General features: G+C 71.2%; 21 protein-coding genes. 13 read left to right on the forward strand and 8 right to left on the reverse strand.

The window, feature by feature from the left end; genetic code table 11:
* Positions 1–3 precede the first annotated feature (3 nt).
* The gene (gene ruvX / locus SMD20_RS03860; RefSeq protein ID WP_329574879.1) at positions 4–483 is read left to right on the forward strand and encodes a Holliday junction resolvase RuvX; all 480 of its coding nucleotides are present in this window, start codon (positions 4–6) and stop codon (positions 481–483) included.
* A gap of 190 nt (positions 484–673) precedes the next feature.
* Here ruvX and SMD20_RS03865 read toward each other — a convergent pair whose 3' ends face one another.
* Positions 674–1,090: a hypothetical protein gene (locus SMD20_RS03865; protein ID WP_329574881.1), complete on the reverse strand. Its 417-nt coding sequence runs from the start codon at positions 1,088–1,090 to the stop codon at positions 674–676.
* 171 nt (positions 1,091–1,261) lie between these two features.
* Between SMD20_RS03865 and mltG (SMD20_RS03870) the strand changes: the two genes are divergently transcribed.
* From mltG (SMD20_RS03870) to SMD20_RS03915, 10 genes are all read left to right on the forward strand, one after another.
* Positions 1,262–2,404 (forward strand): endolytic transglycosylase MltG, encoded by a 1,143-nt coding sequence (mltG, locus tag SMD20_RS03870; RefSeq protein WP_329574883.1) that lies wholly within the window; start codon positions 1,262–1,264, stop codon positions 2,402–2,404.
* A 211-nt stretch (positions 2,405–2,615) separates the two neighbouring features.
* Positions 2,616–3,773: an endolytic transglycosylase MltG gene (gene mltG, locus SMD20_RS03875; RefSeq protein ID WP_329574885.1), complete on the forward strand. Its 1,158-nt coding sequence runs from the start codon at positions 2,616–2,618 to the stop codon at positions 3,771–3,773.
* Positions 3,774–3,894: 121 nt separating this feature from the next.
* Positions 3,895–4,749 carry a shikimate dehydrogenase gene (locus SMD20_RS03880; protein WP_329574887.1) on the forward strand — a complete coding sequence of 285 codons (855 nt, stop codon included), beginning with the start codon at positions 3,895–3,897 and terminating at the stop codon, positions 4,747–4,749.
* A 366-nt stretch (positions 4,750–5,115) separates the two neighbouring features.
* Positions 5,116–5,685: a translation initiation factor IF-3 gene (gene infC / locus SMD20_RS03885; RefSeq protein WP_329592416.1), complete on the forward strand. Its 570-nt coding sequence runs from the start codon at positions 5,116–5,118 to the stop codon at positions 5,683–5,685.
* Between the two features lie 125 nt (positions 5,686–5,810).
* The gene (gene rpmI, locus SMD20_RS03890; RefSeq protein WP_026215152.1) at positions 5,811–6,005 is read left to right on the forward strand and encodes a 50S ribosomal protein L35; all 195 of its coding nucleotides are present in this window, start codon (positions 5,811–5,813) and stop codon (positions 6,003–6,005) included.
* Positions 6,006–6,029: 24 nt separating this feature from the next.
* On the forward strand, positions 6,030–6,413 hold the full coding sequence (gene rplT / locus SMD20_RS03895) for a 50S ribosomal protein L20 (protein ID WP_020547116.1): 384 nt from the start codon (positions 6,030–6,032) through the stop codon (positions 6,411–6,413).
* A 106-nt stretch (positions 6,414–6,519) separates the two neighbouring features.
* Complete coding sequence (locus tag SMD20_RS03900) at positions 6,520–7,323, forward strand: TrmH family RNA methyltransferase (RefSeq protein ID WP_091082775.1); 804 nt, start codon at positions 6,520–6,522, stop codon at positions 7,321–7,323.
* Between the two features lie 50 nt (positions 7,324–7,373).
* Entirely contained in the window at positions 7,374–8,468 is a 1,095-nt protein-coding gene (locus SMD20_RS03905; protein ID WP_329574892.1) for a sensor histidine kinase, read from the forward strand.
* Between the two features lie 141 nt (positions 8,469–8,609).
* A complete protein-coding gene (gene pheS / locus SMD20_RS03910; RefSeq protein WP_329592418.1) occupies positions 8,610–9,650 on the forward strand; it encodes a phenylalanine--tRNA ligase subunit alpha in 1,041 nt (346 codons plus the stop codon).
* Entirely contained in the window at positions 9,650–12,205 is a 2,556-nt protein-coding gene (locus SMD20_RS03915; RefSeq protein ID WP_329574894.1) for a phenylalanine--tRNA ligase subunit beta, read from the forward strand. The genes pheS and SMD20_RS03915 overlap by 1 nt, the downstream gene beginning before the upstream one ends.
* A gap of 48 nt (positions 12,206–12,253) precedes the next feature.
* Here SMD20_RS03915 and SMD20_RS03920 read toward each other — a convergent pair whose 3' ends face one another.
* Positions 12,254–12,859 (reverse strand): Uma2 family endonuclease, encoded by a 606-nt coding sequence (locus SMD20_RS03920; RefSeq protein WP_329574896.1) that lies wholly within the window; start codon positions 12,857–12,859, stop codon positions 12,254–12,256.
* Between the two features lie 78 nt (positions 12,860–12,937).
* Between SMD20_RS03920 and SMD20_RS03925 the strand changes: the two genes are divergently transcribed.
* Entirely contained in the window at positions 12,938–13,183 is a 246-nt protein-coding gene (locus tag SMD20_RS03925; protein WP_329574898.1) for a hypothetical protein, read from the forward strand.
* Between the two features lie 19 nt (positions 13,184–13,202).
* Here the strand turns inward: SMD20_RS03925 and SMD20_RS03930 are convergent, their stop codons facing one another.
* The 4 genes from SMD20_RS03930 to SMD20_RS03945 all read right to left on the reverse strand — a co-directional run bounded on the left by SMD20_RS03930 (position 13,203) and on the right by SMD20_RS03945 (position 17,256).
* On the reverse strand, positions 13,203–14,453 hold the full coding sequence (locus tag SMD20_RS03930) for an MFS transporter (RefSeq protein ID WP_329574900.1): 1,251 nt from the start codon (positions 14,451–14,453) through the stop codon (positions 13,203–13,205).
* Positions 14,454–14,603: 150 nt separating this feature from the next.
* The gene (locus tag SMD20_RS03935) at positions 14,604–14,975 is read right to left on the reverse strand and encodes a nuclear transport factor 2 family protein (RefSeq protein WP_329574902.1); all 372 of its coding nucleotides are present in this window, start codon (positions 14,973–14,975) and stop codon (positions 14,604–14,606) included.
* Between the two features lie 19 nt (positions 14,976–14,994).
* The gene (locus tag SMD20_RS03940) at positions 14,995–15,402 is read right to left on the reverse strand and encodes a hypothetical protein (protein ID WP_329574904.1); all 408 of its coding nucleotides are present in this window, start codon (positions 15,400–15,402) and stop codon (positions 14,995–14,997) included.
* 183 nt (positions 15,403–15,585) lie between these two features.
* The gene (locus SMD20_RS03945; RefSeq protein ID WP_329574906.1) at positions 15,586–17,256 is read right to left on the reverse strand and encodes a class I adenylate-forming enzyme family protein; all 1,671 of its coding nucleotides are present in this window, start codon (positions 17,254–17,256) and stop codon (positions 15,586–15,588) included.
* 291 nt (positions 17,257–17,547) lie between these two features.
* On the opposite strand from SMD20_RS03945, the gene SMD20_RS03950 reads away from it, so the two are divergent.
* Positions 17,548–19,173 carry an endo-1,4-beta-xylanase gene (locus SMD20_RS03950; protein WP_329574908.1) on the forward strand — a complete coding sequence of 542 codons (1,626 nt, stop codon included), beginning with the start codon at positions 17,548–17,550 and terminating at the stop codon, positions 19,171–19,173.
* A gap of 53 nt (positions 19,174–19,226) precedes the next feature.
* Here SMD20_RS03950 and SMD20_RS03955 read toward each other — a convergent pair whose 3' ends face one another.
* Together SMD20_RS03955 and SMD20_RS03960 are read right to left on the reverse strand one after the other, a co-directional pair.
* Positions 19,227–19,832 (reverse strand): VOC family protein, encoded by a 606-nt coding sequence (locus SMD20_RS03955; protein WP_329574909.1) that lies wholly within the window; start codon positions 19,830–19,832, stop codon positions 19,227–19,229.
* Positions 19,833–19,870: 38 nt separating this feature from the next.
* Positions 19,871–20,617 carry a carbon-nitrogen hydrolase family protein gene (locus SMD20_RS03960; RefSeq protein ID WP_329574911.1) on the reverse strand — a complete coding sequence of 249 codons (747 nt, stop codon included), beginning with the start codon at positions 20,615–20,617 and terminating at the stop codon, positions 19,871–19,873.
* Positions 20,618–20,621: the final 4 nt, after the last annotated feature.

The following is a 20,621-nucleotide window of genomic DNA, read 5'->3' on the forward strand; positions in this document are numbered from 1 at the left end:
GACATGAGGTTCGGTTCACGGATCGGCGTGGACGTCGGCTCCGTGCGGGTCGGCGTGGCCCGCAGCGATCCCTCGGGGATGCTGGCCACGCCGGTCGAGACCGTCCGGCGTGGCAAGGGCGACCTCGACCGCATCGCGGCGATCGTCGCCGAGCACGAGGCGATCGAGGTCGTCGTGGGGCTGCCCCGATCGCTCTCCGGGCGTGAGGGGCAGGCGGCGGAGCTCGCCCGTGCCTACGCGGAGCGGCTCGCCGCCCGGCTCGCGCCGACGCCCGTCCGGCTGTTCGACGAGCGGCTGACCACGGTCGCCGCCCAGCACGGCCTGCGGGCCAGCGGCGTCAAGGCCAAGAAGCAGCGGGGCGTCGTCGACCAGGCGGCGGCCGTCGTGCTGCTGCAGGACGCGCTCGATTCCGAACGCGCCACCGACAGACCACCAGGCAGGCCCGTCGAACCGCCCGCGGCGGCCGACGGACCTGCCCAATGAGCCGGCGGCACACGGGGCGGGGGAGCGCGGCGGGCGCCGGGGCGGTGACGTCGTGAACGAGACACCGGACGGACGCCTGCCCGAGGAACAGGACGACAGCGGTGACCTCATCCCGTTCAGCCCCGCGGAAGAGGACCTGGGGAATGTCGGTCCCGGGGCGGCCACTGACGACGCGACGGACGCCGCACCCTCAGAAACGGCCCCGATGGACGTGCCGGCCGAGGAGCCGTACGGTGGCGGCCCGGCCGGGATGGCCTGCGGCGGTTCGGACGGTGACGGCCCGGTTGGGGTGGCCTGCGGCGGGTCGGACGGTGACGGCCCGGTTGGGGTGGCCTGCGGCGGGTCGGACGGTGACGGCCCGGTTGGGGTGGCCTGCGGCGGGTCGGACGGTGACGGCCCGGTTGGGGTGGCCTGCGGCGGGTCGGACGGTGACGGGCCGGTTAGGGTGGCCGGCGACGGCTCGGATGGTGACGGGCCGGTTAGGGTGGCCGGCGACGGCTCGGATGGTGACGGGCTGGCCGGGGTGGTCGGCGACAGCTCGGGTGGTGATGGGCCGGTCGGGGTGGCTTCGGCTGCTCGGCGTGGTGACGTGCGTGGCCCTGCTCATGCGACGGGAGAGGCTGTCGGCACGCCCGGGAGCCAGGACGATGCCACGGCGCCCGCCGGTCTGAGCGAGGGCTCCGCTTCCGTGGGCTCCTCCGGGCTGGGCGATGGCGCCGCCGCCGCCGATGGACCAGCGCTCGAGAGGCCGGAATCAGCCGAGGCGAGCGAGGGGCCCGTGACCGAGGGCCAGGGTGCGGACGCCGGGTCCGCCGGCCACCAGGGTGCGGGGGCTGTGGCCGCCGGCCAGGGCGGCGGGGCGGCGGCGGGAGCCGGGAAGGGCGGGCGGCGGAGGGCCGCGCGGAAGGCGGGGCTGGTGGCCGCCGGGCTGGCGGTGGCGTTGATCGCGGCCGGCGTCGGCGTCATCGCGCTGGTCAAGCCTTATCTCAGCCCCGCCGACTTCGAGGGCAAGGGCGAGGGCACGGTGACGGTCCGCATCCCGCCCGGCTCCAGCGCCCAGGCGATCGGCACGACGCTGGCCGACGCCGGGGTGGTGGCCAGCGCGGGGTCGTTCGTACGCGCGACCGAGGACCGTGCGGTGACCGGACGGCTGCGTCCCGGCACCTACCGCCTGCGCAAGGGCATGGCCGCGACGGCGGCGCTGGACCTGCTGCTCGACGCCGGCTCCCGGGTGTTCAAGCGGGTGACCGTGCCGGAGGGCATGCGGGTGAGCGAGGTGCTGGCCCGCCTGGCCAAGCAGACGGGCCTGTCGCTCAGGGAGTTCCTGGCGGTGGACAAGGGGCTGGTCGGCCTGCCGTCGTACGCGCCCGGCCTGGAGGGTTTCCTGTTCCCGGCCACGTACGAGATCGAGCCCGGCGACACCCCCGTGGACGTGCTGGCGGCGATGGTGGAGCGTTTCGGCGCCGAGGCGCGCCGGCTCCGCCTGGCCGAGCAGGCGGCCCGCGTGCACCTGACGCCGCTGGAGGCGGTCACGGTGGCCAGCATGATCCAGGCCGAGGGCGGGACCGACGCCGACTACCCCAAGATCGCCAGAGTCATCTACAACCGGCTGGAGCGGGGCACCCCGCTGGAGATCGACAGCACCGTCCTGTACGCGCAGAAGCGGCGGACGCTGAGAGTGACCGAGAAGGACACCAAGGTCGACTCTCCGTACAACACCTACCGTCGCAAGGGGCTGCCTCCTGGCCCCATCGCCAATCCCGGCGCTAAGGCGCTGGTTGCGGCTCTGAACCCGGCGGACGGCGATTGGCACTGGTTTGTGACGACGGATCCGGCGCATAGAATCACCAAATTCACCAACAAAGAGAGCGAGTTCGTGAGATACCGGGAAGAGTTGAACAAGAACCTCGGGACGAGCTGATGTTCGACGTGGCTTCCTGCGCTCCCGCGCAAATGTCGCAGAAGGGGGCACATGTCCTCTTTCTGTCCTCTAGCATGGCTACCCAGAGTGATCTCCGCTGGTTGTGGGAACATGACCGGCGGGCCCCCCAGTTCCGCTCGGTGAGCTGTGCCGGTTGGGCACTTCCGCTTGACGCCCTGCCGGCCGTACCGGGAGATTGGCCTGCGAACCTATGAGCGATCTCGATCTGAACACGCTGCTCGGCGCCGAGGACGACGAAGGTCAGTCCCGACGGCGCGCCCGGGGCGGCCGCGGCAGCCGCAGACGCCGCCGCCGCCGTAACCGGGGTGGATTCATCGCGCCGCTGCTCGCCTTCGTCGTGCTGGCCGGCATCATCGGCGGCGGCGGATACTACGGCTACCTCTGGCTCAGCGACGCTCTCGTGCCCGACGACTACACCGGTCAGGGCACCGGAGAGGTCGTCATCCAGATCCAGGACGGCCAGAGCGCGTCGGAGGTGGCGCAGGAGCTGGAGCGGCAGGGGGTCGTCGCCAGCGCCAGGGCGTTCACCAACGCGATCGGCAACGCCAACAAGAGCGGCTCGCTGCAGCCGGGCACGTACAAGATGCGCAAGAAGATGTCGGCCGCCGCCGCCGTCGACGCGCTCACGCCCTCGAACAAGCTGCTGATCAGGGTGCCGCTCAAGGAGGGCCTGCGGCTGTCGGACACGCTGGCCACGCTGGCCAAGGAGACCGGCAAGCCGGTCAAGGAGTTCCAGGCCGCGGCCAAGCAGGCCGGAGACCTGGAGCTGCCGTCGTACGCCAGGGGCAAGCTGGAGGGCTACGCCTTCCCCGCCACCTACGAGTTCCAGCCCACGGCCACGCCGAAGCAGATGCTCGCGCAGATGGTCAAGCGGTTCAACCAGACCGCCGAGCGCATCGACCTGGAAGGCGGCGCCAAGGCCCTCGGCCGCAAGCCGCACGAGATCATGGTCATCGCCAGCATCATCCAGGCCGAGGCCGGCCGCGCCGAGGACATGCCGAAGATCGCCCGCGTCATCTACAACCGCCTCGGGCAGAACCCGCCGATGAAGCTGTCGATGGACAGCACGGTGATGTACGCGCTCGGCAAGTACCGCACCTACGCGACCCACGCGGAGCTGGAGACCAACTCCCCTTACAACACCTACAAGCACCTGGGGCTGCCGCCGGGCCCGATCTCCAACCCCGGCGACCACGCCATCGAGGCCGCGCTCAACCCGGCGAAGGGCTCGTGGCTGTTCTTCGTGGCCACCGACCCCAAGAGCTCGGTCACCAAGTTCGCCACCACCGAGGCCGAGCGGCAGGCGCTGCTCGCCGAGTGCACCGCCAACGGCGGCTGCGGCGGCTGACCGGCCCTCCTGCCCACCGACCCCGCCCACCTGCGACGACGAATCGCAGGTGGGCGGCGTCGTACGGGGAGCCGCGCGGCCCGCGATAGGGTCGTGCTGTTCGTAGGGGAAGGAGCCGCGGATGCGCGCCGCCGTCATGGGGTCGCCCATCGCCCATTCGCTCTCGCCGTTCCTGCACCGCGCCGCCTACCGCGAGATGGGGCTGGCCGGATGGAGCTATGAGGCGTTCGAGTGCGACGAGGCCCGCCTGCCCGAGCTGCTGGGCGAGCTGACCCCGGTGCGCGGGCAGGGCCGCGCCGAGGAGGACGCCTGGGCCGGGCTGTCGCTCACGATGCCGCTCAAGCGGGCCGTGCTGCCGCTGCTCGACACCGTCTCCGAGCTGGCCGTCGAGGTCGGCGGGGCCAACACGGTGGTGTTCCGGGACGGGCGCCGCCACGGCGACAACACCGACGTGCACGGCATCGTGCGGGCGCTGGCCGAGGCCGGCGTACGCGCTCCGCGCTCGGCCGTCGTGCTGGGCGGCGGCGCGACGGCGGCCTCCACGCTCGCGGCGCTGCGCGAGCTCGGCCTGCACGCCGCCACCCTCCTGGTCCGCGAGCCGGCCCGCGCGGGCGGGACCGCCGAGGTGGCCGAGCGGCTGGGCATGGCGCTGGCCGTGGAGACGCTCGACAAGCTCGACGTGTTCACCGAGGCCGACCTGGTCGTCTCCACGCTGCCGGGCGGCGCCGCCGACGCCTTCGCCGACCGGCTGGCCCGGGTGCCCGCGCTGTTCGACGTGGTCTACTCGCCCTGGCCGACCAGGGCGGCCGCGGCCGTCGCGGCGGCGGGCGGCACGGTCGTGGGCGGCTTCGGGATGCTGCTGCACCAGGCGGTGCGGCAGGTGGAGCTGATGACCGGGCGCACGGACGTGCCGGTGGAGGCCATGCGCGCGGCCGGCGAGGCCGAGATCCGCAGACGGGCCGCGGCTCCGGCCTGACGGTTCAAGAGGACCCGGCCTGACGGCCGGAAGAGGTTCCGGCATGACGGCCGGCAAATCGGTGACCGGCGGGAAGATTCGAGCGTGCCTGGCTGTTGTGGTAATGTAGCTCTCTGATCGGTCCGGCATGTTTGCTGGACGCGCAAGCGGAGGTCTCCCTCCCACCTGAGTCACCGAAAGGTGGCCGGGTCCAGGATCACGCCGGACTACTCCGGGGAGCTCGAGGCCACGAAAGCCGAAGAGCTCAGTGGCCCCGCATGCGCGACGTGCGGGGTTTTTCGCGTTAGGGGTAATGCGAAAGGCCTTGGGCACGACGAGCACGTAGGGATCGCAAACCTAGGAGGCCCCATCAGCACTGAGCCCCGCATCAACGAGCGTATCCGAGTTCCCGAGGTTCGCCTCGTGGGCCCGAACGGCGAGCAGGTTGGCATCGTCTCGATTCACGACGCCCTGAAGCTCGCCCAGGAAGCCGACCTTGACCTCGTCGAGGTCGCGGCCACGGCTCGACCGCCCGTGTGCAAGCTCATGGACTACGGCAAGTTCAAGTACGAGTCCGCGATGAAGGCGCGCGAGGCGCGCAAGAATCAGGCGCACACGATCATCAAGGAGATCAAGCTCCGGCCGAAGATCGACCCGCACGACTACGAGACCAAGAAGGGTCACGTGGTGCGGTTCCTCAAGGCGGGGGACAAGGTCAAAGTCACGATCATGTTCCGCGGACGCGAGCAGTCCCGGCCGGAGCTCGGCTTCCGGCTGCTGCAGCGGCTGGCCGACGACGTCCAGGAGCTCGGCTTCGTGGAGTCCCACGCCAAGCAGGACGGCCGAAACATGATCATGGTGATCGGTCCGCACAAGAAGAAGGCCGAGGCCAAGGCCGAGAAGGCGGCGGCCAAGGCACAGCGCGACGGCGAGGACGATTCCCCACAGGAAGCGTGACCTCCGGTAGGGGTTAGCCTTACAGAGCGCCCCGAGCCAGCGCCGGCAGACGAAAGACGCCGCGACCGGGTCGGCCGACCACCGGCCCGGCTACCGGCACGACCGAAACGAGGAGAGACGGCGACATGCCGAAGATGAAGACGCACAGTGGTGCGAAGAAGCGGTTCCGGTTGACCGGTTCCGGCAAGATCAAGCGTCGCCGTGCCAACCGCGCGCACTACAACGAGTGGAAGTCGTCCACGCTGACGCGCCGTCTCAAGAACGAGGTCGTCCTTTCCGACGCCGACACCAAGAAGATCAAGAAGCTGCTCGCCAAGTAGCGCGATTCCCCGGGGAGAAGAAACATGGCACGCGTGAAGCGGGCGCTCAACGCCAAGAAGAAGCGCAGGGTCGTCCTTGAGAGGGCCAGCGGCTACCGTGGCCAGCGGTCGAGGCTGTACCGCAAGGCCAAGGAGCAGATGCTCCACTCCATGACCTATGCCTACCGTGACCGCAAGGACCGCAAGGGCGCTTTCCGCCGCCTGTGGATCCAGCGGATCAACGCCGCGGCGAGGCAGAACGGCATGACGTACAACCGCCTGATCCAGGGCCTGCGCCTGGCCGGCATCGAGGTTGACCGTAAGATCCTCGCCGACCTGGCGGTGAACGACGGCCAGACTTTCGCCACGCTCGTCGAGGCCGCCAAGAAGGCGCTGCCGGCGAACGTGAACGCGCCGGCCGCGAGCTGAATATTTTTGACGAGGGCCCACCGTTGACGGTGGGCCCTTTGCTGTACCCGCACGAATGCGGTACGCGCGAGACGACGCCGTACCTGTACGACCCAGGGGGAGACGCATGGCCGGGTCCGAGCTGACCAACGTGAAGTCGCCGCGGGTGAAGGCCGCACGCAGGCTCACCAAGCGCGCCTTCCGTGATCAGGACCGCAAGTTCCTGGCCGAGGGCCCCCAGGCGGTGCGTGAGGCGCTGCGGCTGGCGGACGTCACCCTGGAGCTGTTCACCACGGCCGAGGCCGAGCTGCGCCACGCCGAGCTGATCACCGAGGCCACACTCCAGGGCGTGCCGGTGCACCGGGCCAGCGGCGAGGTCATGGCCGAGCTCACCCAGACCGTCACCCCGCAGGGCCTGGTCGCGGTCTGCCGGCTCGTGCACGTGCCGCTGGAGCGGGCGCTGGAGGGCACGCCGCGGCTGGTCGCGCTGCTCGCCCACGTACGCGACCCGGGCAACGCCGGCACCGTCATGCGGGCGGCCGACGCCGCGGGGGCGGACGCGGTGGTGTTCACCGACGCCTCCGTGGACCCGTACAACGGCAAGTGCGTACGCGCCAGCGCCGGAAGCCTTTTTCATCTGCCCGTCGTCATCGGTGCACCGGTGAGTCCCTCCGTGCGTCAACTCAAGGAGCGAGGCTTGCGCGTACTGGCGGCCGACGGCGCGGGCAAGCACACGCTCGACGACGTCGATCTGTCGGGTCCCACCGCGTGGATCTTCGGCAACGAGGCATGGGGACTGCCGGAGGAGATACGCGCCGAAGCGGATGATGTGGTCAGAGTGCCCATCTACGGACAGGCTGAAAGTCTCAACCTGGCCACCGCCGCGGCGGTATGCCTTTACTCCTCCGCCAGGGCTCAGCGAGTGCCCTAGGCGGCCGGAAACCCGCTATTGTCGGCGTTGTAGGCGGAGGAGGCGAGGTCGTGCACGGCGCAGAAACCGACGGGCAAGTAGTGGCCGCCGCGTGCACGATAGCCATCGACGACCTTCCCGACGGCCTCATCGTGGCCGACCGATATGGCAGGGTGGTGGCCGTCAACCGCGCCGCCGCGAGGCTCACCGGCGTCCGCATGGAGCGCGCGATCGGCTGCCACATGAGCGACGTCTTCCCCTTCCGCGACCACGACGGGCGCGACTGGTGGAAGGCGCTCGACCCCGAGGGCGGGCTGCGCAGCCGCGTCCGGGTGCCGGAGCGGCCGCTGCACCTGCCCGGCGGGCAGGAGCTCTACGTCACCGCCCGGCTGGTCCGCGAGCCGGAGCGCGGCGGCGAGGTCGAGCGCGTCGCGATCACGCTGCGCGACGGCGGCGCCCGCGCCCGGCTGGAGCGCAGCCGCGCCGACCTGGTCTCGACCGTCGCCCACGAGCTGCGCTCGCCGCTGACCAGCGTCAAGGGGTTCACCGCGACCCTGCTGTCCAAGTGGAGCCGCTTCACCGAAGAGCAGAAGCTCGTCATGCTGGAGACGGTCAACAACGACGCCGACCGCGTCACCCGGCTCATCACCGAGCTGCTCGACGTCTCCCGCATCGAGTCCGGGCGGCTGGAGGTGCGCCGCCAGGTCGTCGACCTGCCGGCCCGCGCCCGCCGGATCATCGCCGGGCGGGTCGCGGCGGGCGAGCCCGAGGACCGGTTCCGGCTCGTCGTCCACGACGACCTGCCGGAGACGTGGCTCGACCAGGACAAAGTTGACCAGATTCTGAGTAACCTGGTGGAAAACGCGCTGCGCCATGGCCGCGGCACCGTGACAATGGAGATCGAGTCCGTCGGATGGGGAGTTGCCGTGTCGGTCCGCGATGAGGGCGAGGGCATCGAGCCCGAGCTGGCCCCGCGCGTCTTCCGGCAGTTCTGGCGCGGCGGCAACAGCCGCCGTCGCGGCGGCACCGGGCTCGGCCTGTTCATCGTGAAGGGCCTGGTCGAGGCGCACGGCGGCACGATCGTCGTGCAGCGGGCGCCCGAGGGTGGGGCGGAGTTCCGATTTACCGTGCCCACCGGCACCCCCGATTTCGCGACGTCCGCCTGACAGGCCCGGCAAGCGGGATTCGGGGCCGGTGGGCCGACCCCACTAGACTCATTTCCGCTCACGCCCTGGATACGGAGCTCACTCTTGTCTGACTACGACCCCGTCGAGGTGACACCGTTGCATGCCGACGAGGTGTCGCGCATGGAGGCCGACGCCATCGCGGCGATCAAGGCGGCCGACAGCCTCGACGCACTCAAGCAGGCCAGGCTGGCGCACGCGGGCGACCGCTCGCCCATCGCCCTGGCCAACCGCGAGATCGGCGCGCTGCCGCCGGCCGCCCGCGCCGAGGCGGGCAAGCGCGTCGGCGGCGCGCGCAGAACGATCAACGAGGCGTTGGCCGCGCGCCAGGCCGAGCTGGAGGCCGAGCGCGACGCGCGGGTGCTCGTCGAGGAGACCGTCGACGTCACCCTGCCGTGGGACCGCCGGCCGCGCGGCGCCCGCCACCCGCTCACCACGCTGCAGGAGCGCATCGCCGACGCGTTCGTCGCCATGGGCTACGAGGTGGCCGAGGGGCCCGAGCTCGAAGGCGAGTGGTTCAACTTCGACGCGCTCAACATCGCCCAGGACCATCCGGCCCGCTCCGACCACGACACGTTCTTCGTCGGCTCCACCGGGTCCGGCATGGTGCTGCGCACGCAGACCTCGCCGGTGCAGATCCGCGCGCTGCTCCAGCGCGAGCTGCCGGTCTACGTCATCTCGCCGGGCAAGACGTTCCGCACCGACGAGCTCGACGCCACCCACACCCCGGTCTTCCACCAGACCGAGGGTCTCGCCGTGGACGAGGGCCTGACCATGGCCCACCTCAAGGGCACGCTCGACCGGTTCGCCGAGGTCATGTTCGGCAAGGGCATCACCACCCGGTTCCGGCCCAACTACTTCCCGTTCACCGAGCCGTCCGCCGAGATGGACCTCAAGTGCTTCGTCTGCCGCGGCGCCTCGGCGGTCCCCGGCAACCCGCCCTGCCGCACCTGCAAGTCGGAGGGCTGGATCGAGTGGGGCGGCTGCGGCATGGTCAACCCGCGGGTGCTGGTCGCCTGCGGCGTCGACCCCTCGCGTTACTCCGGGTTCGCCTTCGGCATGGGCATCGAGCGGACCCTGATGTTCCGGCACAACGCCGAGGACATGCGTGACATGGTCGAAGGAGACGTGCGCTTCACGCTCCCGTTCGGAATGGAGATCTGATGAAGGTCCCGCTCTCCTGGCTGCGGGAGTATGTCGATCTCCCGGCGGTCACCGCGCACGAGGTGGCCGACAAGCTCACCGCGGCCGGGCTCAAGCTCGAGGCCATCACCTCCCACGGCCACGACGTCAAGAACGTCGTCGTCGGCGAGGTGCTGGAGATCGAGGAGCTGACCGGGTTCAAGAAGCCGATCAGGCACTGCCGGGTCGAGGTGGGGGAGGCGACGCCGCGCGAGATCGTCTGCGGCGCCACCAACTTCGCCGCCGGCGACCGCGTGCCCGTCGTCCTGCCCGGCGGCGTGCTGCCCGGCGGGTTCGAGGTCGGGGCGCGCAAGACGTACGGGCGCATGTCCGAGGGCATGATCTGCTCCGAGCGCGAGCTCGGGCTGAGCGACGAGCACGGCGGCATCATGGTGCTGCCGCCCGACACGCCGGTCGGCGCCGACGTGGTCGAGCTGCTCGGCCTGCGTGACGACGTGATCGAGCTGGAGATCACCCCCGACATCGGCTACGCGCTGTCCATCCGCGGCGTGGCGCGCGAGGCGGCCATCGCGTTCGGGGTGGCCTTCCACGACCCCGCCGACGTCGAGGTGCCCGCCACGGACGAGCCGTCGTGGCCGGCCTCGATCGCCGACCCGACCGCCTGCGACCGGTTCGTGCTGCGCGAGGTGACCGGGTTCGACCCGGCCGCCACGAGCCCGCTGTGGATGCGCACCCGGCTGTCGCGCGCCGGCATGCGGCCGGTGTCGCTGGCCGTCGACATCACCAACTACCTGATGCTGGAGCTCGGGCAGCCGCTGCACGCCTTCGACCGGGCCAGGCTGCAGGGCGAGATCGTCGTACGCCGGGCCCTGCCGGGCGAGCGGCTGGAGACCCTCGACCACGTCGTACGCGAGCTCGACCCCGACGACATCCTCATCACCGACCAGTCCGGCCCGATCTCGATGGCGGGCACCATGGGCGGGCTGGAGACCGAGATCTCCGAGGGCTCGACCGACATCGTCATCGAGGCCGCCCACTTCTCCGCCACCGGCATCTCCCGCGAGTCGCGGCGGCACGGGCTCGTGTCCGAGGCGTCCAAGCGGTTCGAGCGCGGCGTCGACAGGGAGCTGCCGCTGGTCGCGTCCTGGAAGGCCGCGCGCATGCTGGCCGAGCTGGGCGGCGCCCAGGTCGGGCCCGGGGTCACGCACGCCGAGGTCGAGGTCACGCCCGCGCGGATCGCGATCCCCGCGAGCTACCCGGGCCGGGTCGCCGGCGTCCCCTACTCCAAGGACACCGTGATCGCCCGGCTGCGGCAGGTTGGCTGCACCGTGGCCGACGGCGACGACCCCGCGGTACGCAAGGGCGGCGTCGCCCCGACCGGAGTCGTGACCGGCGGCGCGCTGGCGGCCAAGCTGGCCGTCACCGGCGACGACATGATCACCGTCACCCCGCCGTCCTGGCGGCCCGACCTCACCGACCCCAACGACCTGGCCGAAGAGGTCATCCGGCTGGAGGGCTACGAGAACCTGCCGTCGGTGCTGCCCAGCGCCCCCGCCGGGGCCGGGCTCACCGAGGGGCAGCGGCTGCGCCGCCGGGCCGGGCGGGCGCTGGCCGAGGGCGGCTACGTCGAGGTGCTGAGCTACCCGTTCATCAGCCCCGACGACTTCGACCGGCTGCTGCTGCCGGCCGAGGACGCGCGGCGCGCGGCCATGCGGCTGGCCAACCCGCTGTCGGAGGACGAGCCGCTGATGCGCACCACGCTGCTGCCGGGGCTGCTGAAGACCCTGGTACGCAACGTCGGGCGCGGCTTCGCCGACGTGGCGCTGTTCGAGACGGGGCCGGTCTACCGGCCGCGGCCCGGCGCGCCCGAGACCGCGCCGGTGCTCGGCGTCGAGCGGCGGCCCACGGCGGAGGAGCTGGCCTCGATCGAGGCGGCCCTGCCCGACCAGCCGGTGCGCGTCGCGGTGGTGCTGGCCGGGGAGTTCGAACGCTCCGGCTGGTGGGGCAAGGGACGCCAGGCGTCCTGGGCCGACGCCGTACAGGCCGCGCGGCTGGTCGCCGAGGAGGCCCGGCTGGAGCTGTCCATCAGCGCCGACCAGCACGAGCCGTGGCACCCCGGCCGGTGCGCCGCGCTCTACGTCGGCGACACGCTGGTGGGGCACGCCGGTGAGCTGCATCCGCGGGTCATCGAGGCGTACGGCCTGCCGCCGCGCACCGCGGCCATGGAGCTGGAGCTGACCCGGCTGGAGCAGGCCATGCCGGGGCCGGTGCAGGCGCCCGCGGTGTCGGCCTACCCGGTGGCCACGCAGGACGTCGCGCTGATCGTGCCCGACTTCACGCCGGTGGCCGACGTCGAGGCGGCGCTGCGCGACGGGGCCGGGGAGCTGCTGGAGTCGATCCGGCTGTTCGACGTCTACGCCGGGGAGCAGGTGGGCGAGGGCAACAAGTCGCTCGCCTACACGATGCGCTTCCGGGCGCCGGACCGTACGCTGACGGTCGAGGAGACGACGGCGGCCAGGGACGCCGCGGTGGCGCTGGCCGCCGACCGCGTCGGCGCCCAGCTCCGCAGCTCCTGATTCCTGGCTGGTGAAGGGCCGGCCCCGGCTTGTGCCGGGCCGGCCCTTTCACATGCGGTCGACCTCGCCGAGATCCACGTCGAGGTCGAAGGGGACGGTGAGCTTCAGCCGGTCGTGATGCAGGCCGGTCAGGGCGTAGAGACCGGTCGCGGGGTCGAGCTCGTAGACGTAGGCGACCGGCTTGCCGGCCTGCTCCTCGATCCGCCAGAAGTGCGGGATGCCGGCCTCGGCGTAGAGCACCGGCTTGCGCTTGCGATCGCGGACGCGCGACTCCGGCGAGACCACCTCGACCGCCAGAATCACGTCCTGTCCCCGGAAGAACGTCTGCCTCCCGCCCGTGACGGCGTCGGCCCGGACGACGCAGACGTCCGGCTCGGGCCGCTGGGCGGGATCGAGGATCACGCTCATCTCCCGCCGGACGCGTTGGCCCTCCGGGGCGGCGCGACGCAACTCGCCCTCCAGCAGCGACACCACGCACATGTGGAAGGAGGCTTGGGGACTCACGAACACCAAGCTTCCATCAATCAACTCTGTGTGTGCAGGCAAATCCGCAATGTGATCGAGGTCTTCTGCAGCGAACCCGCGGGCAGGCGGAAAGACCCAGTCGGGCAGTGAGGGAGAAGTCATCTCGACGGTCACCGCTTCGGCAGTCATGGTTTCAACGCTACCAACCTATTCTTCTCACGCCACGTGAACGGTCGGATACGGCAGCGCGGCTGGGACAATGGGCGGATGACGGTGCTGCTGGTGTTCGGCGAGCGGGAGGATGCCGAGGAGGTGGCCGAGACGCTGGGGGAGTGGTATCCCGCGCTCGGCGTGCCGCGGGTGGTGCGTGAGACGCTGGCCGGGGAGGACGACGCCGAGGACGCGCAGTGGCTCGTGGTGGCGGAAGGGCTCGGGGAAGGGCTGGACGAGGCGGCGCTGGCCGGTCTGGACGCGCTGGCCGAGCGCTACGGCGGGTGGCGCGAGACGGGCTGAGCCGCCCGCCGGCGCGAGGTCACGTGGGCTGGGTGGCGACCTGGCGGCGGGCCTTTTCAGCTAGGGCGTGTTCGTCGGTGCGGGCGTCGTAGCGGCGGAACGACGGCAGTGCGGCCGCCAGGGCGAGCACCGCGCCGACGCAGAGCAGGCCGCCCGCGCCCAGTGAGAAGCGGATGCCGCCGAGGTTGGCCATGAGGCTCGCCCGGGCGTTGCCGAGCATCGGGCCGCTGGCGTAGGAGAGCAGCTCGATGCCGGCCAGCCGGCCGCGCAGCTCGCTCGGGATCGTCTGGTTCCACATGGTCGAACGGAAGATGCCGCTGACCATGTCGGCCGCCCCGGCGAGGGCCATGCAGACGACGACGATCCAGATGTTCGGGGCCAGCGCGGCGAGCGCCACGGCCGCGCCCCACAGGGCCGCCGCGATGATAACGCCGAGGCCGTGGCGTTGCACGCGGGCCGCCCACGCCCCGGTGAGCGAGGCGATGAGCGCGCCGATCGCGCCCGCCGAGTACAGCAGCCCGAGCGCCTGTGGCGCGCGCAGTTGGTCGGCGAGGAACGGGAACAACGCCGTCGACATGGCGAACACCATGGCCGCCATGTCCACCAGGTAGGTGCCCATGAGGTCGCGGCGCCCCACCGCGTAGCGGACGCCCTCGACCAGGGAGCGCAGCGACGCGGGCGCGGCGTCCTCGGCGGGCGGCAGCGACCGGATCCGCCACAGCAGCACCAGCGAGCCGAGGAACGTCAGCGCGTCCACCCCGTACGCCGCCGCGACCCCCGCCGAGGTCACCAGCAGGCCGCCGAGCGCCGGGGCCACGATGGCGCCGAAGTTCCAGCGCAGGCTGGACAGCACCGCGGCCGCCGCCTGTTGCTCGTGCTTGACGACCTGCTGGAAGAACGCCTCCATGCTGGGCCGCTGGAGTGAGCCGATGCCGGTGGAGATCGCGCCCATCACGTAGAGGACCCAGATCTGGGGCGACGGCAGCATGGCGTTGACCATGAGCGCGAGCGAGGTGAACAGCAGGCCCAGCTCGCTCAGCACGATGATCTTACGGCGGTCGAGGGCGTCGGCGATGGCGCCGCCCCAGAGCCCGCACACCACCATCGGCACGAACTCGGCCAGGCTGACCAGCCCGACCGCCAGGTAGGAGCCGGTGAGCTCCTTCATCTGGTAGGGCACCGCCACCACCGAGATGAACGTGCCGAACATCGTGATGATCCCGGAGGCGAACATCAGCCGGTAGTCCCGGGAGTCGCGCAAGGGGCTCACATCGATGCGGAATTGACGAAAGAAGCGTCTGGCGAGGTCGGGCACGGCTTCAGATTGTCGGGGGCGAGGGCGGAGAACCGCAAATCGTTTTCGGATCGCGAAACGCGACAGGGCCCCGGGGGCGTTCCCCGGGGCCCTGTCGATCGCGGGTCAGGCGGCCGGGACCTGGTCCAGGAAGCCCAGCACCCGGCGGATCCTGCCGTCCTCGGCCAGCTCCACCACGTCGAAGCCGACGGCGACCGGCTCTCCGTCCGCGGGGCCGAGGTGCCAGGTGAAGCGGGCGATGTGGTGGTGGGCGTCGTACACCTCGCCCGGGGTGAACACCAGGCCGGGGAACATGCCCTGCGCGCCGGCGATCACGGCGGCGATGCCGTCGTGCCCGGCCACGTCGGCCAGCGGGTCGGTGTAGGTGGCGTCCTCGGTCCACAGTGCGGCCACGGCCTTGGCGCGGGCCTCGGCGTCGGTCTCGTTCCAGGCGGCGACGTAGCGCTCGACGAGGGTGTTGTCCATGATGATCGTCATCTCCTCAGTGGTTGTTCGTTCAGCTGACGCGGGCCTTGCGCAGGCCCATGATCTGCAGCTCGGCGAAGGCGGCCACGGTGACGGCCTGGGCGATCGCCCAGATCGCGCCGACGGTGGTGAGGCCCAGGGCGCCGGTCACGACGGCGGCGAGGCTGCCGAGGGTCCAGGCGGCGTTCAGGGCGATCACGGTCCGCGGGCCGGCCTGTCCGAGGTCGCGGCGGGTGGCCAGCAGTCCGACGGCGATGCCGTAGATCAGGAGGAAGGCGCCGATGCCGCGCAGCAGGCCCGCGTCGGGGCCGAGCAGGTCGGCGACGGGTCCGGCGAAGGCGAGGTAGGCCAGGCCGTTGCCGCCGGTGACGACGGCGTCGGCGGCCAGGGCGAGGCGCAGGAATCTGGCCTTATCGGCGGTGACGGTAACGGCGGTCATATCGGGCCCTCCTACAGGTGGCTGTCCTTGTGACACCTCGAAGATGTCAGCCACGGGGTAGGGGGCGCGATTACGCGTCAGGTAAGCGAAGGTGCGGAAAAGGGGGCTGAGCTGGGGAGACGACGGCGAAATTCACTTACGGAGGCGCGGCCGCCCCCCACGGAGCGACCGCGCCGGCGGTGATCAGGACTGGGGGGTGCCGAGGACCTCGCGGCGCAGGTGCGTCTTGAGGATCTTGCCGCCCGGGTTGCGCGGCAGCTCGCCCTCGCGGAACCACACGTGCACGGGGATCTTGAACTTGGCGAGCCGCCCGGCCAGGAACTCCCGCAGCTCATCCGCCGTGAGCGAGGCGCCCGGCGCGAGCCGGACGACGGCGCCGACCTCCTCGCCCAGCTCGTCGTGCGGCACCCCGATCACGGCGGCGTCGTCCACCGCCGGGTGCTCGAACAGGGCGGCCTCGACCTCGGCGCAGTAGACGTTCTCGCCGCCGCGGATGACCATGTCCTTGGCGCGGTCCACGATGTAGACGAAGCCGTCCTCGTCGATCCTCGCGAGGTCGCCGGTGTGCACCCACCCGTCGACGAACGTCTCGGCCGTGGCCTCAGGCTTGTTCCAGTAGCCGAGGATGACGTTCGGGCCGCGGATGCACAGCTCGCCGACCTCGCCGGGGGCGAGCTGCTCGCCCGCCGGGTCCACGACGCGTACGTCCACGACGGGGGAGGGCACGCCGATGCTGTCCGGCTTGGCGTGGTAGTCGGCGCCGCCGTTGCCGATCGCGAGGGCGCTGGTCTCGGTCATGCCGTAGCCGTTGGAGGGCGCGCGGTCGGGCAGGTTGGTGGTGATGCGCTCCAGCAGCTTGGGCGGGGCGGGAGCGCCGCCGTAGCCGAGCGTGGAGAGGGACGACAGGTCGTGCTTGTCGAAGTCGGGGTGTGACATGAGCTGCCAGGCGTTGGTCGGCACGCCGATCATGGCGCTGACCTTCTCCCGCTCGATGAGGCGCAGCGCCTGCCCGGCGTCCCATTTGTACATGAGCACCAGGCCGCCGCCGCTGAACATCGTCGTGGTCATGGCCGAGAAGCAGCCGGTGACGTGGAACAGCGGCACGGTCAGCAGCGTGATCCGGCGGGTCCCCGTCGCCGCGGCCGGGTCCTTGCCGGCCAGCGCCACCGAGCGCATGAGGCCGTAGGCGACGGTCATGGGGGACTGGCCGATGTTGCGGTGGCTGCCGAGCGCGCCCTTGGGGTTGCCGGTGGTGCCGGAGGTGTAGAAGATCGTGGCCGGGTCCTCGGGGGACAGCTCGACCTCGGGCAGCGTCACGTCGGCCGTGACCTCGCCCAGGACGTCGGCGAACGCCCGCGCCCCGCCGGTGGCCTCGCCCCTGGTGACGATCATCGGCACGCCGGTGGAGGCCAGCCGTTCGGCCCGCTCGCCGTCGGCGATGAGCACCTTCGCGCCGGAGTCGCGCACGCCGTAGGCCAGCTCGTTCTCGGTCCACCAGGCGTTGAGCGGCACGGCGACGGCTCCGGCGGCGAGCACGGCGGAGAAGGAGATCACCCATTCCGGGTAGTTGCGCATGGCCACGGCCACGCGGTCGCCCTTGCGCACGCCGTACTCGTCGATCAGGCGGTTGGCCAGTGTCGCGGCACGGCGGAAATGGTCCTCGAACGTGATGTGCTCGTCCTCGTAGACGAGGAAGACCTTCTCGCCGTGGAACCGGCTCATCTCCAGCAGCGCCCGGAAGTGGGCGGGTGCGTGCTTCCACGTTCGTACCCCGGTGTCGCCTATCTCCTCCATCTCGAAGAGCTGGCCGGGGCCGGTGAGCTGGGCCTGGACCTGGGCGTGCGTAAGGGTCATCTGCAGAACGCTCCCCGCTGTGGACGATTATTCTGGAAAAGCCACAGTACCGACCGGTCAGTACGTTTCGCTAGAGTTACATGTCTGATGAAACTTTCATGACTCTGCCGATACTTTCAGGCTCCCAACTGCTGTTTTGGCGTCCGGCGAGTCGTGGCATTGACCCTCAACGAGCATGTCAATACCGTCTGCGATGCGATCCATGAGGGATCGAAAACTTTCGGATCGAATGCCCGCCCCCCCCGGAGGTCGATGTCCGTGCTTTCGTCCGCGCTCGTCAGAATCCTCACCTTGCTGGGGATTTTCGCAGCCTTCCTGCTGCCCACCACCTCGGCCCAGGCGTCCGCGCCGCTGCGCACGCACGCCGCGGCCAAGGGCAAGTTCATCGGCACGGCGCTCGCCACCGGCCCGCTCGGCAGTGAGACCTCCTACCGCACCATCGCGGGCACCGAGTTCAACCAGATCACCGCCGAGAACGCGATGAAGTGGGAGTCCACCGAGCCCAACCAGGGCCAGTTCACCTTCAGCGGCGCCGACCAGATCGTCAACTTCGCCACTCAGAACAGCCAGCAGGTCCACGGCCACACCCTGGTCTGGCACCAGCAGACGCCGGGCTGGGTCCAGAGCCTCGGCGCCAGCGCCATGCGCTCGGCGATGCAGAACCACATCACCCAGGTCGTCGGGCACTACGCCGACAACCCGGCCGTGGTCTCCTGGGACGTCGTCAACGAGGTCTTCGACGAGAACGGCGGCTGGCGCTCCTCGTTCTGGTACAACACCCTGGGCCAGAGCTTCGTCGCCGACGCCTTCCGCGCCGCCCGCGCCGCCGACCCCGACGCCCGGCTGTGCATCAACGACTACAACGTCGAGGGCATCAACGCCAAGAGCACCGCGATGTACAACCTCGTCTCGTCGCTGCGCCAGCAGGGCGTCCCCGTCGACTGCGTGGGCCTGCAGAGCCACCTCGCCATCCAGTACGGCTTCCCGAGCGACATGCAGCAGAACATGGAGCGCTTCGCCGCGCTCGGCGTCCAGGTCCGGGTCACCGAGCTGGACGTGCGCATGCAGATCCCGCGCGACAGCTCCAAGGACACCACCCAGGCCACCTACTACCGCAACGTCGTCAACGCCTGCCTCGCGGTGACCGCCTGCGCCGGCGTCACCATCTGGGGCTTCACCGACAAGCACTCCTGGGTGCCCGACACCTTCCCCAACGAGGGCTTCGCGCTGCCGTACGACGCCAACTACCAGCAGAAGCCGGCGTACACGGCCGTGCACGACGCGCTGGCGGGCGGCACGAGCGGCGACACCACCCCCCCGAGCACCCCGGGCACGCCGACGGTCGGCACGGTCACCTCAAACTCCGCCGCGCTGACCTGGAGCGCCTCCACCGACACCGGCGGCAGCGGCCTGGCCGGCTATAACGTCTACCGCGAGCAGGGCGCCACCGACACGCTGCTCGGCCAGAGCACCACCGCCTCGATCACGCTGACCGGGCTGAGCCCCAGCACGCAGTACCAGGTGTACGTGCGCGCCAGGGACGGCGCGGGCAACCTGTCCGGCAACTCCGCGCTCGCCACGTTCACCACCCAGGCCGGGCCGGGCGGGGGCGGCGGCTGCACCGCCACCGGGACCGTGCAGACCCAGTGGAGCGGCGGCTACGTGATCCAGCCCGTGACCGTCACCAACACCGGCACCTCCGCCATCACCGGCTGGACCGTCACCTTCACCCTGCCCGCCGGGCACACCCTGGTCGGCTCGTGGAACGCCACCCTGACGGTGAGCGGCCAGACCGTGACCGCGAAGAACGCCGCCTACAACGGCAACCTGGCCCCGAACGCCGGCACCTCGTTCGGCTTCCAGGTGAGCCGCCCGAGCGGGAACACGCAGACCCCCTCCACCTACACCTGCGCCTGACGGCCGGGCAGACCGGGCACCCCTGGACCGCGCTCCGGGGGTGCCCGTCCCGTTCAGCGCTCCAGCGTGATGCCCTCGCGGCGCAGGTCCTCGATGACGCCGTCGACCAGCCGGGTGGCGACCGTGTGGCGCAGCCGGCCCTCCTCGCGCAGCTCGCGGACGGCAGGCACCGGGTCGGGGTCGGCGAACAGCCGCTCGTCGGCGTGGTCGGCCGGGCGGCCGGTCGGGTCGAGCGTCCACCAGGACGCTTCCAGGGCGATGCCGTTGGGGTCGCTGAAGTAGATCGAGCGCAGGAAACCGTGGTCGATGACGTCGGTGACCTCGCAGCCGTGCGCCTTCAGCCGGTCGCGCATGCGGTGCAGCGCCTCCTCGTCCGGCAGGTGCAGTGACAGGTGGTCGAACTGGGCCGCGCGCGCGTACGGGACGCCCGCGGGCTTGGCGAAGCTGTCGAGCGGCTGGTCGGCGTACTCGAAGAAGGCGACCGTGTTGCCGGGCGCGACGTCGAAGAAGTAGTGCTTGAACGCGGGGACGGCCAGGGTGGCGACGAGGCGGGCGCCGAGCACGCCGTGCCAGAAGCGCACGGTGGCGTCCATGTCCGCGGTCACCAGGGCGAGATGGTGCACGCCGCGCCAGTGCACCTGATCGGGGGTCTCAGCCATACGTCAACCGTACGCCTTTCAACTATTGGCGGTAAGCCCTAACGGAAGCCGCGCTCTGACCGGTCGCGGCGGAAGGCGTCCAGGCGGCCGAAGTCCAGCTCGTGGACGGAGACGGCGTCGTCGGGCGGCCCGGTGAAGAAGCCGGTGTGGGTGTGCGGGCAGGGGTTGGCGAGGCCGGTCACGCCCGCGCACGGATGCCCGTGGTAGGTGGTCTCGTGGTGCCAGTCGCTCACGGCCACGTACGTCATGAACTCGTACGCGCGAGCCACGCTCATGTGCTGCCAGAGCTGCCGGGCGGGGGCGGGGCCGTCCCAGCGGGTCACCGAGAAGGCGGGCACCAGCACGGCGTCCGGGCCGTCCGCGCCCGCCAGGCTGGCCGAGTACCACAGGTCGGCGCAGAGCAGCACGTGCAGGCGGCGGCCGTGCAGCTCGAAGCCGCCGCCGGGACGGCCGGGGACGACGCCGGAGCGCAGCTCCAGCCCGTAGGGGTGGGCCTTGTCGTACTCGGCGAGCAGCGTGCCGTCCGCGCCGGCCGCCGCGCCCCGGTTGACCCGCCCGCCGGGACCGGAGTCGTCGTAGTGGGAGCCGCCGACCACCGCCATCCCCGAGCCCCTGGCCAGCTCGCGCACCCGCGCTAAATAGTCGGCGCGCGGAAGGGACGCGCCGGCCAGCTCGGGCAGGATCATCAGCTCGGCGGAGCGGGGGGTGACCAGCGCCTCGACGGCGTCGAAGTTGGCGTGGCCGTCGGGGGAGTAGCGCGGCGGCTGCACAAGGAGGATCTTCACCCTC

The organism is Nonomuraea sp. LP-02 (assembly GCF_036289125.1).
In the GTDB taxonomy this organism is placed as follows: domain Bacteria; phylum Actinomycetota; class Actinomycetes; order Streptosporangiales; family Streptosporangiaceae; genus Nonomuraea; species Nonomuraea bangladeshensis.

Excerpts from the sequence above, each read along its gene's own strand:
- SMD20_RS03915 (WP_329574894.1), top strand. The coding sequence starts at position 9,650 with ATGAAGGTCCCGCTCTCCTGGCTGCGGGAGTATGTCGATCTCCCGGCG.
- SMD20_RS03955 (WP_329574909.1), bottom strand. The coding sequence starts at position 19,832 with ATGGCTGAGACCCCCGATCAGGTGCACTGGCGCGGCGTGCACCATCTC.
- SMD20_RS03940 (WP_329574904.1), bottom strand. The coding sequence starts at position 15,402 with ATGACCGCCGTTACCGTCACCGCCGATAAGGCCAGATTCCTGCGCCTC.
- rpmI (WP_026215152.1), top strand. The coding sequence starts at position 5,811 with ATGCCGAAGATGAAGACGCACAGTGGTGCGAAGAAGCGGTTCCGGTTG.
- SMD20_RS03880 (WP_329574887.1), top strand. The coding sequence starts at position 3,895 with ATGCGCGCCGCCGTCATGGGGTCGCCCATCGCCCATTCGCTCTCGCCG.
- SMD20_RS03865 (WP_329574881.1), bottom strand. The coding sequence starts at position 1,090 with ATGAGCAGGGCCACGCACGTCACCACGCCGAGCAGCCGAAGCCACCCC.
- pheS (WP_329592418.1), top strand. The coding sequence starts at position 8,610 with ATGGAGGCCGACGCCATCGCGGCGATCAAGGCGGCCGACAGCCTCGAC.
- mltG (WP_329574885.1), top strand. The coding sequence starts at position 2,616 with ATGAGCGATCTCGATCTGAACACGCTGCTCGGCGCCGAGGACGACGAA.
- SMD20_RS03935 (WP_329574902.1), bottom strand. The coding sequence starts at position 14,975 with ATGACGATCATCATGGACAACACCCTCGTCGAGCGCTACGTCGCCGCC.
- SMD20_RS03945 (WP_329574906.1), bottom strand. The coding sequence starts at position 17,256 with ATGACCCTTACGCACGCCCAGGTCCAGGCCCAGCTCACCGGCCCCGGC.
- ruvX (WP_329574879.1), top strand. The coding sequence starts at position 4 with ATGAGGTTCGGTTCACGGATCGGCGTGGACGTCGGCTCCGTGCGGGTC.
- SMD20_RS03900 (WP_091082775.1), top strand. The coding sequence starts at position 6,520 with ATGGCCGGGTCCGAGCTGACCAACGTGAAGTCGCCGCGGGTGAAGGCC.
- SMD20_RS03920 (WP_329574896.1), bottom strand. The coding sequence starts at position 12,859 with ATGACTGCCGAAGCGGTGACCGTCGAGATGACTTCTCCCTCACTGCCC.
- SMD20_RS03925 (WP_329574898.1), top strand. The coding sequence starts at position 12,938 with ATGACGGTGCTGCTGGTGTTCGGCGAGCGGGAGGATGCCGAGGAGGTG.
- rplT (WP_020547116.1), top strand. The coding sequence starts at position 6,030 with ATGGCACGCGTGAAGCGGGCGCTCAACGCCAAGAAGAAGCGCAGGGTC.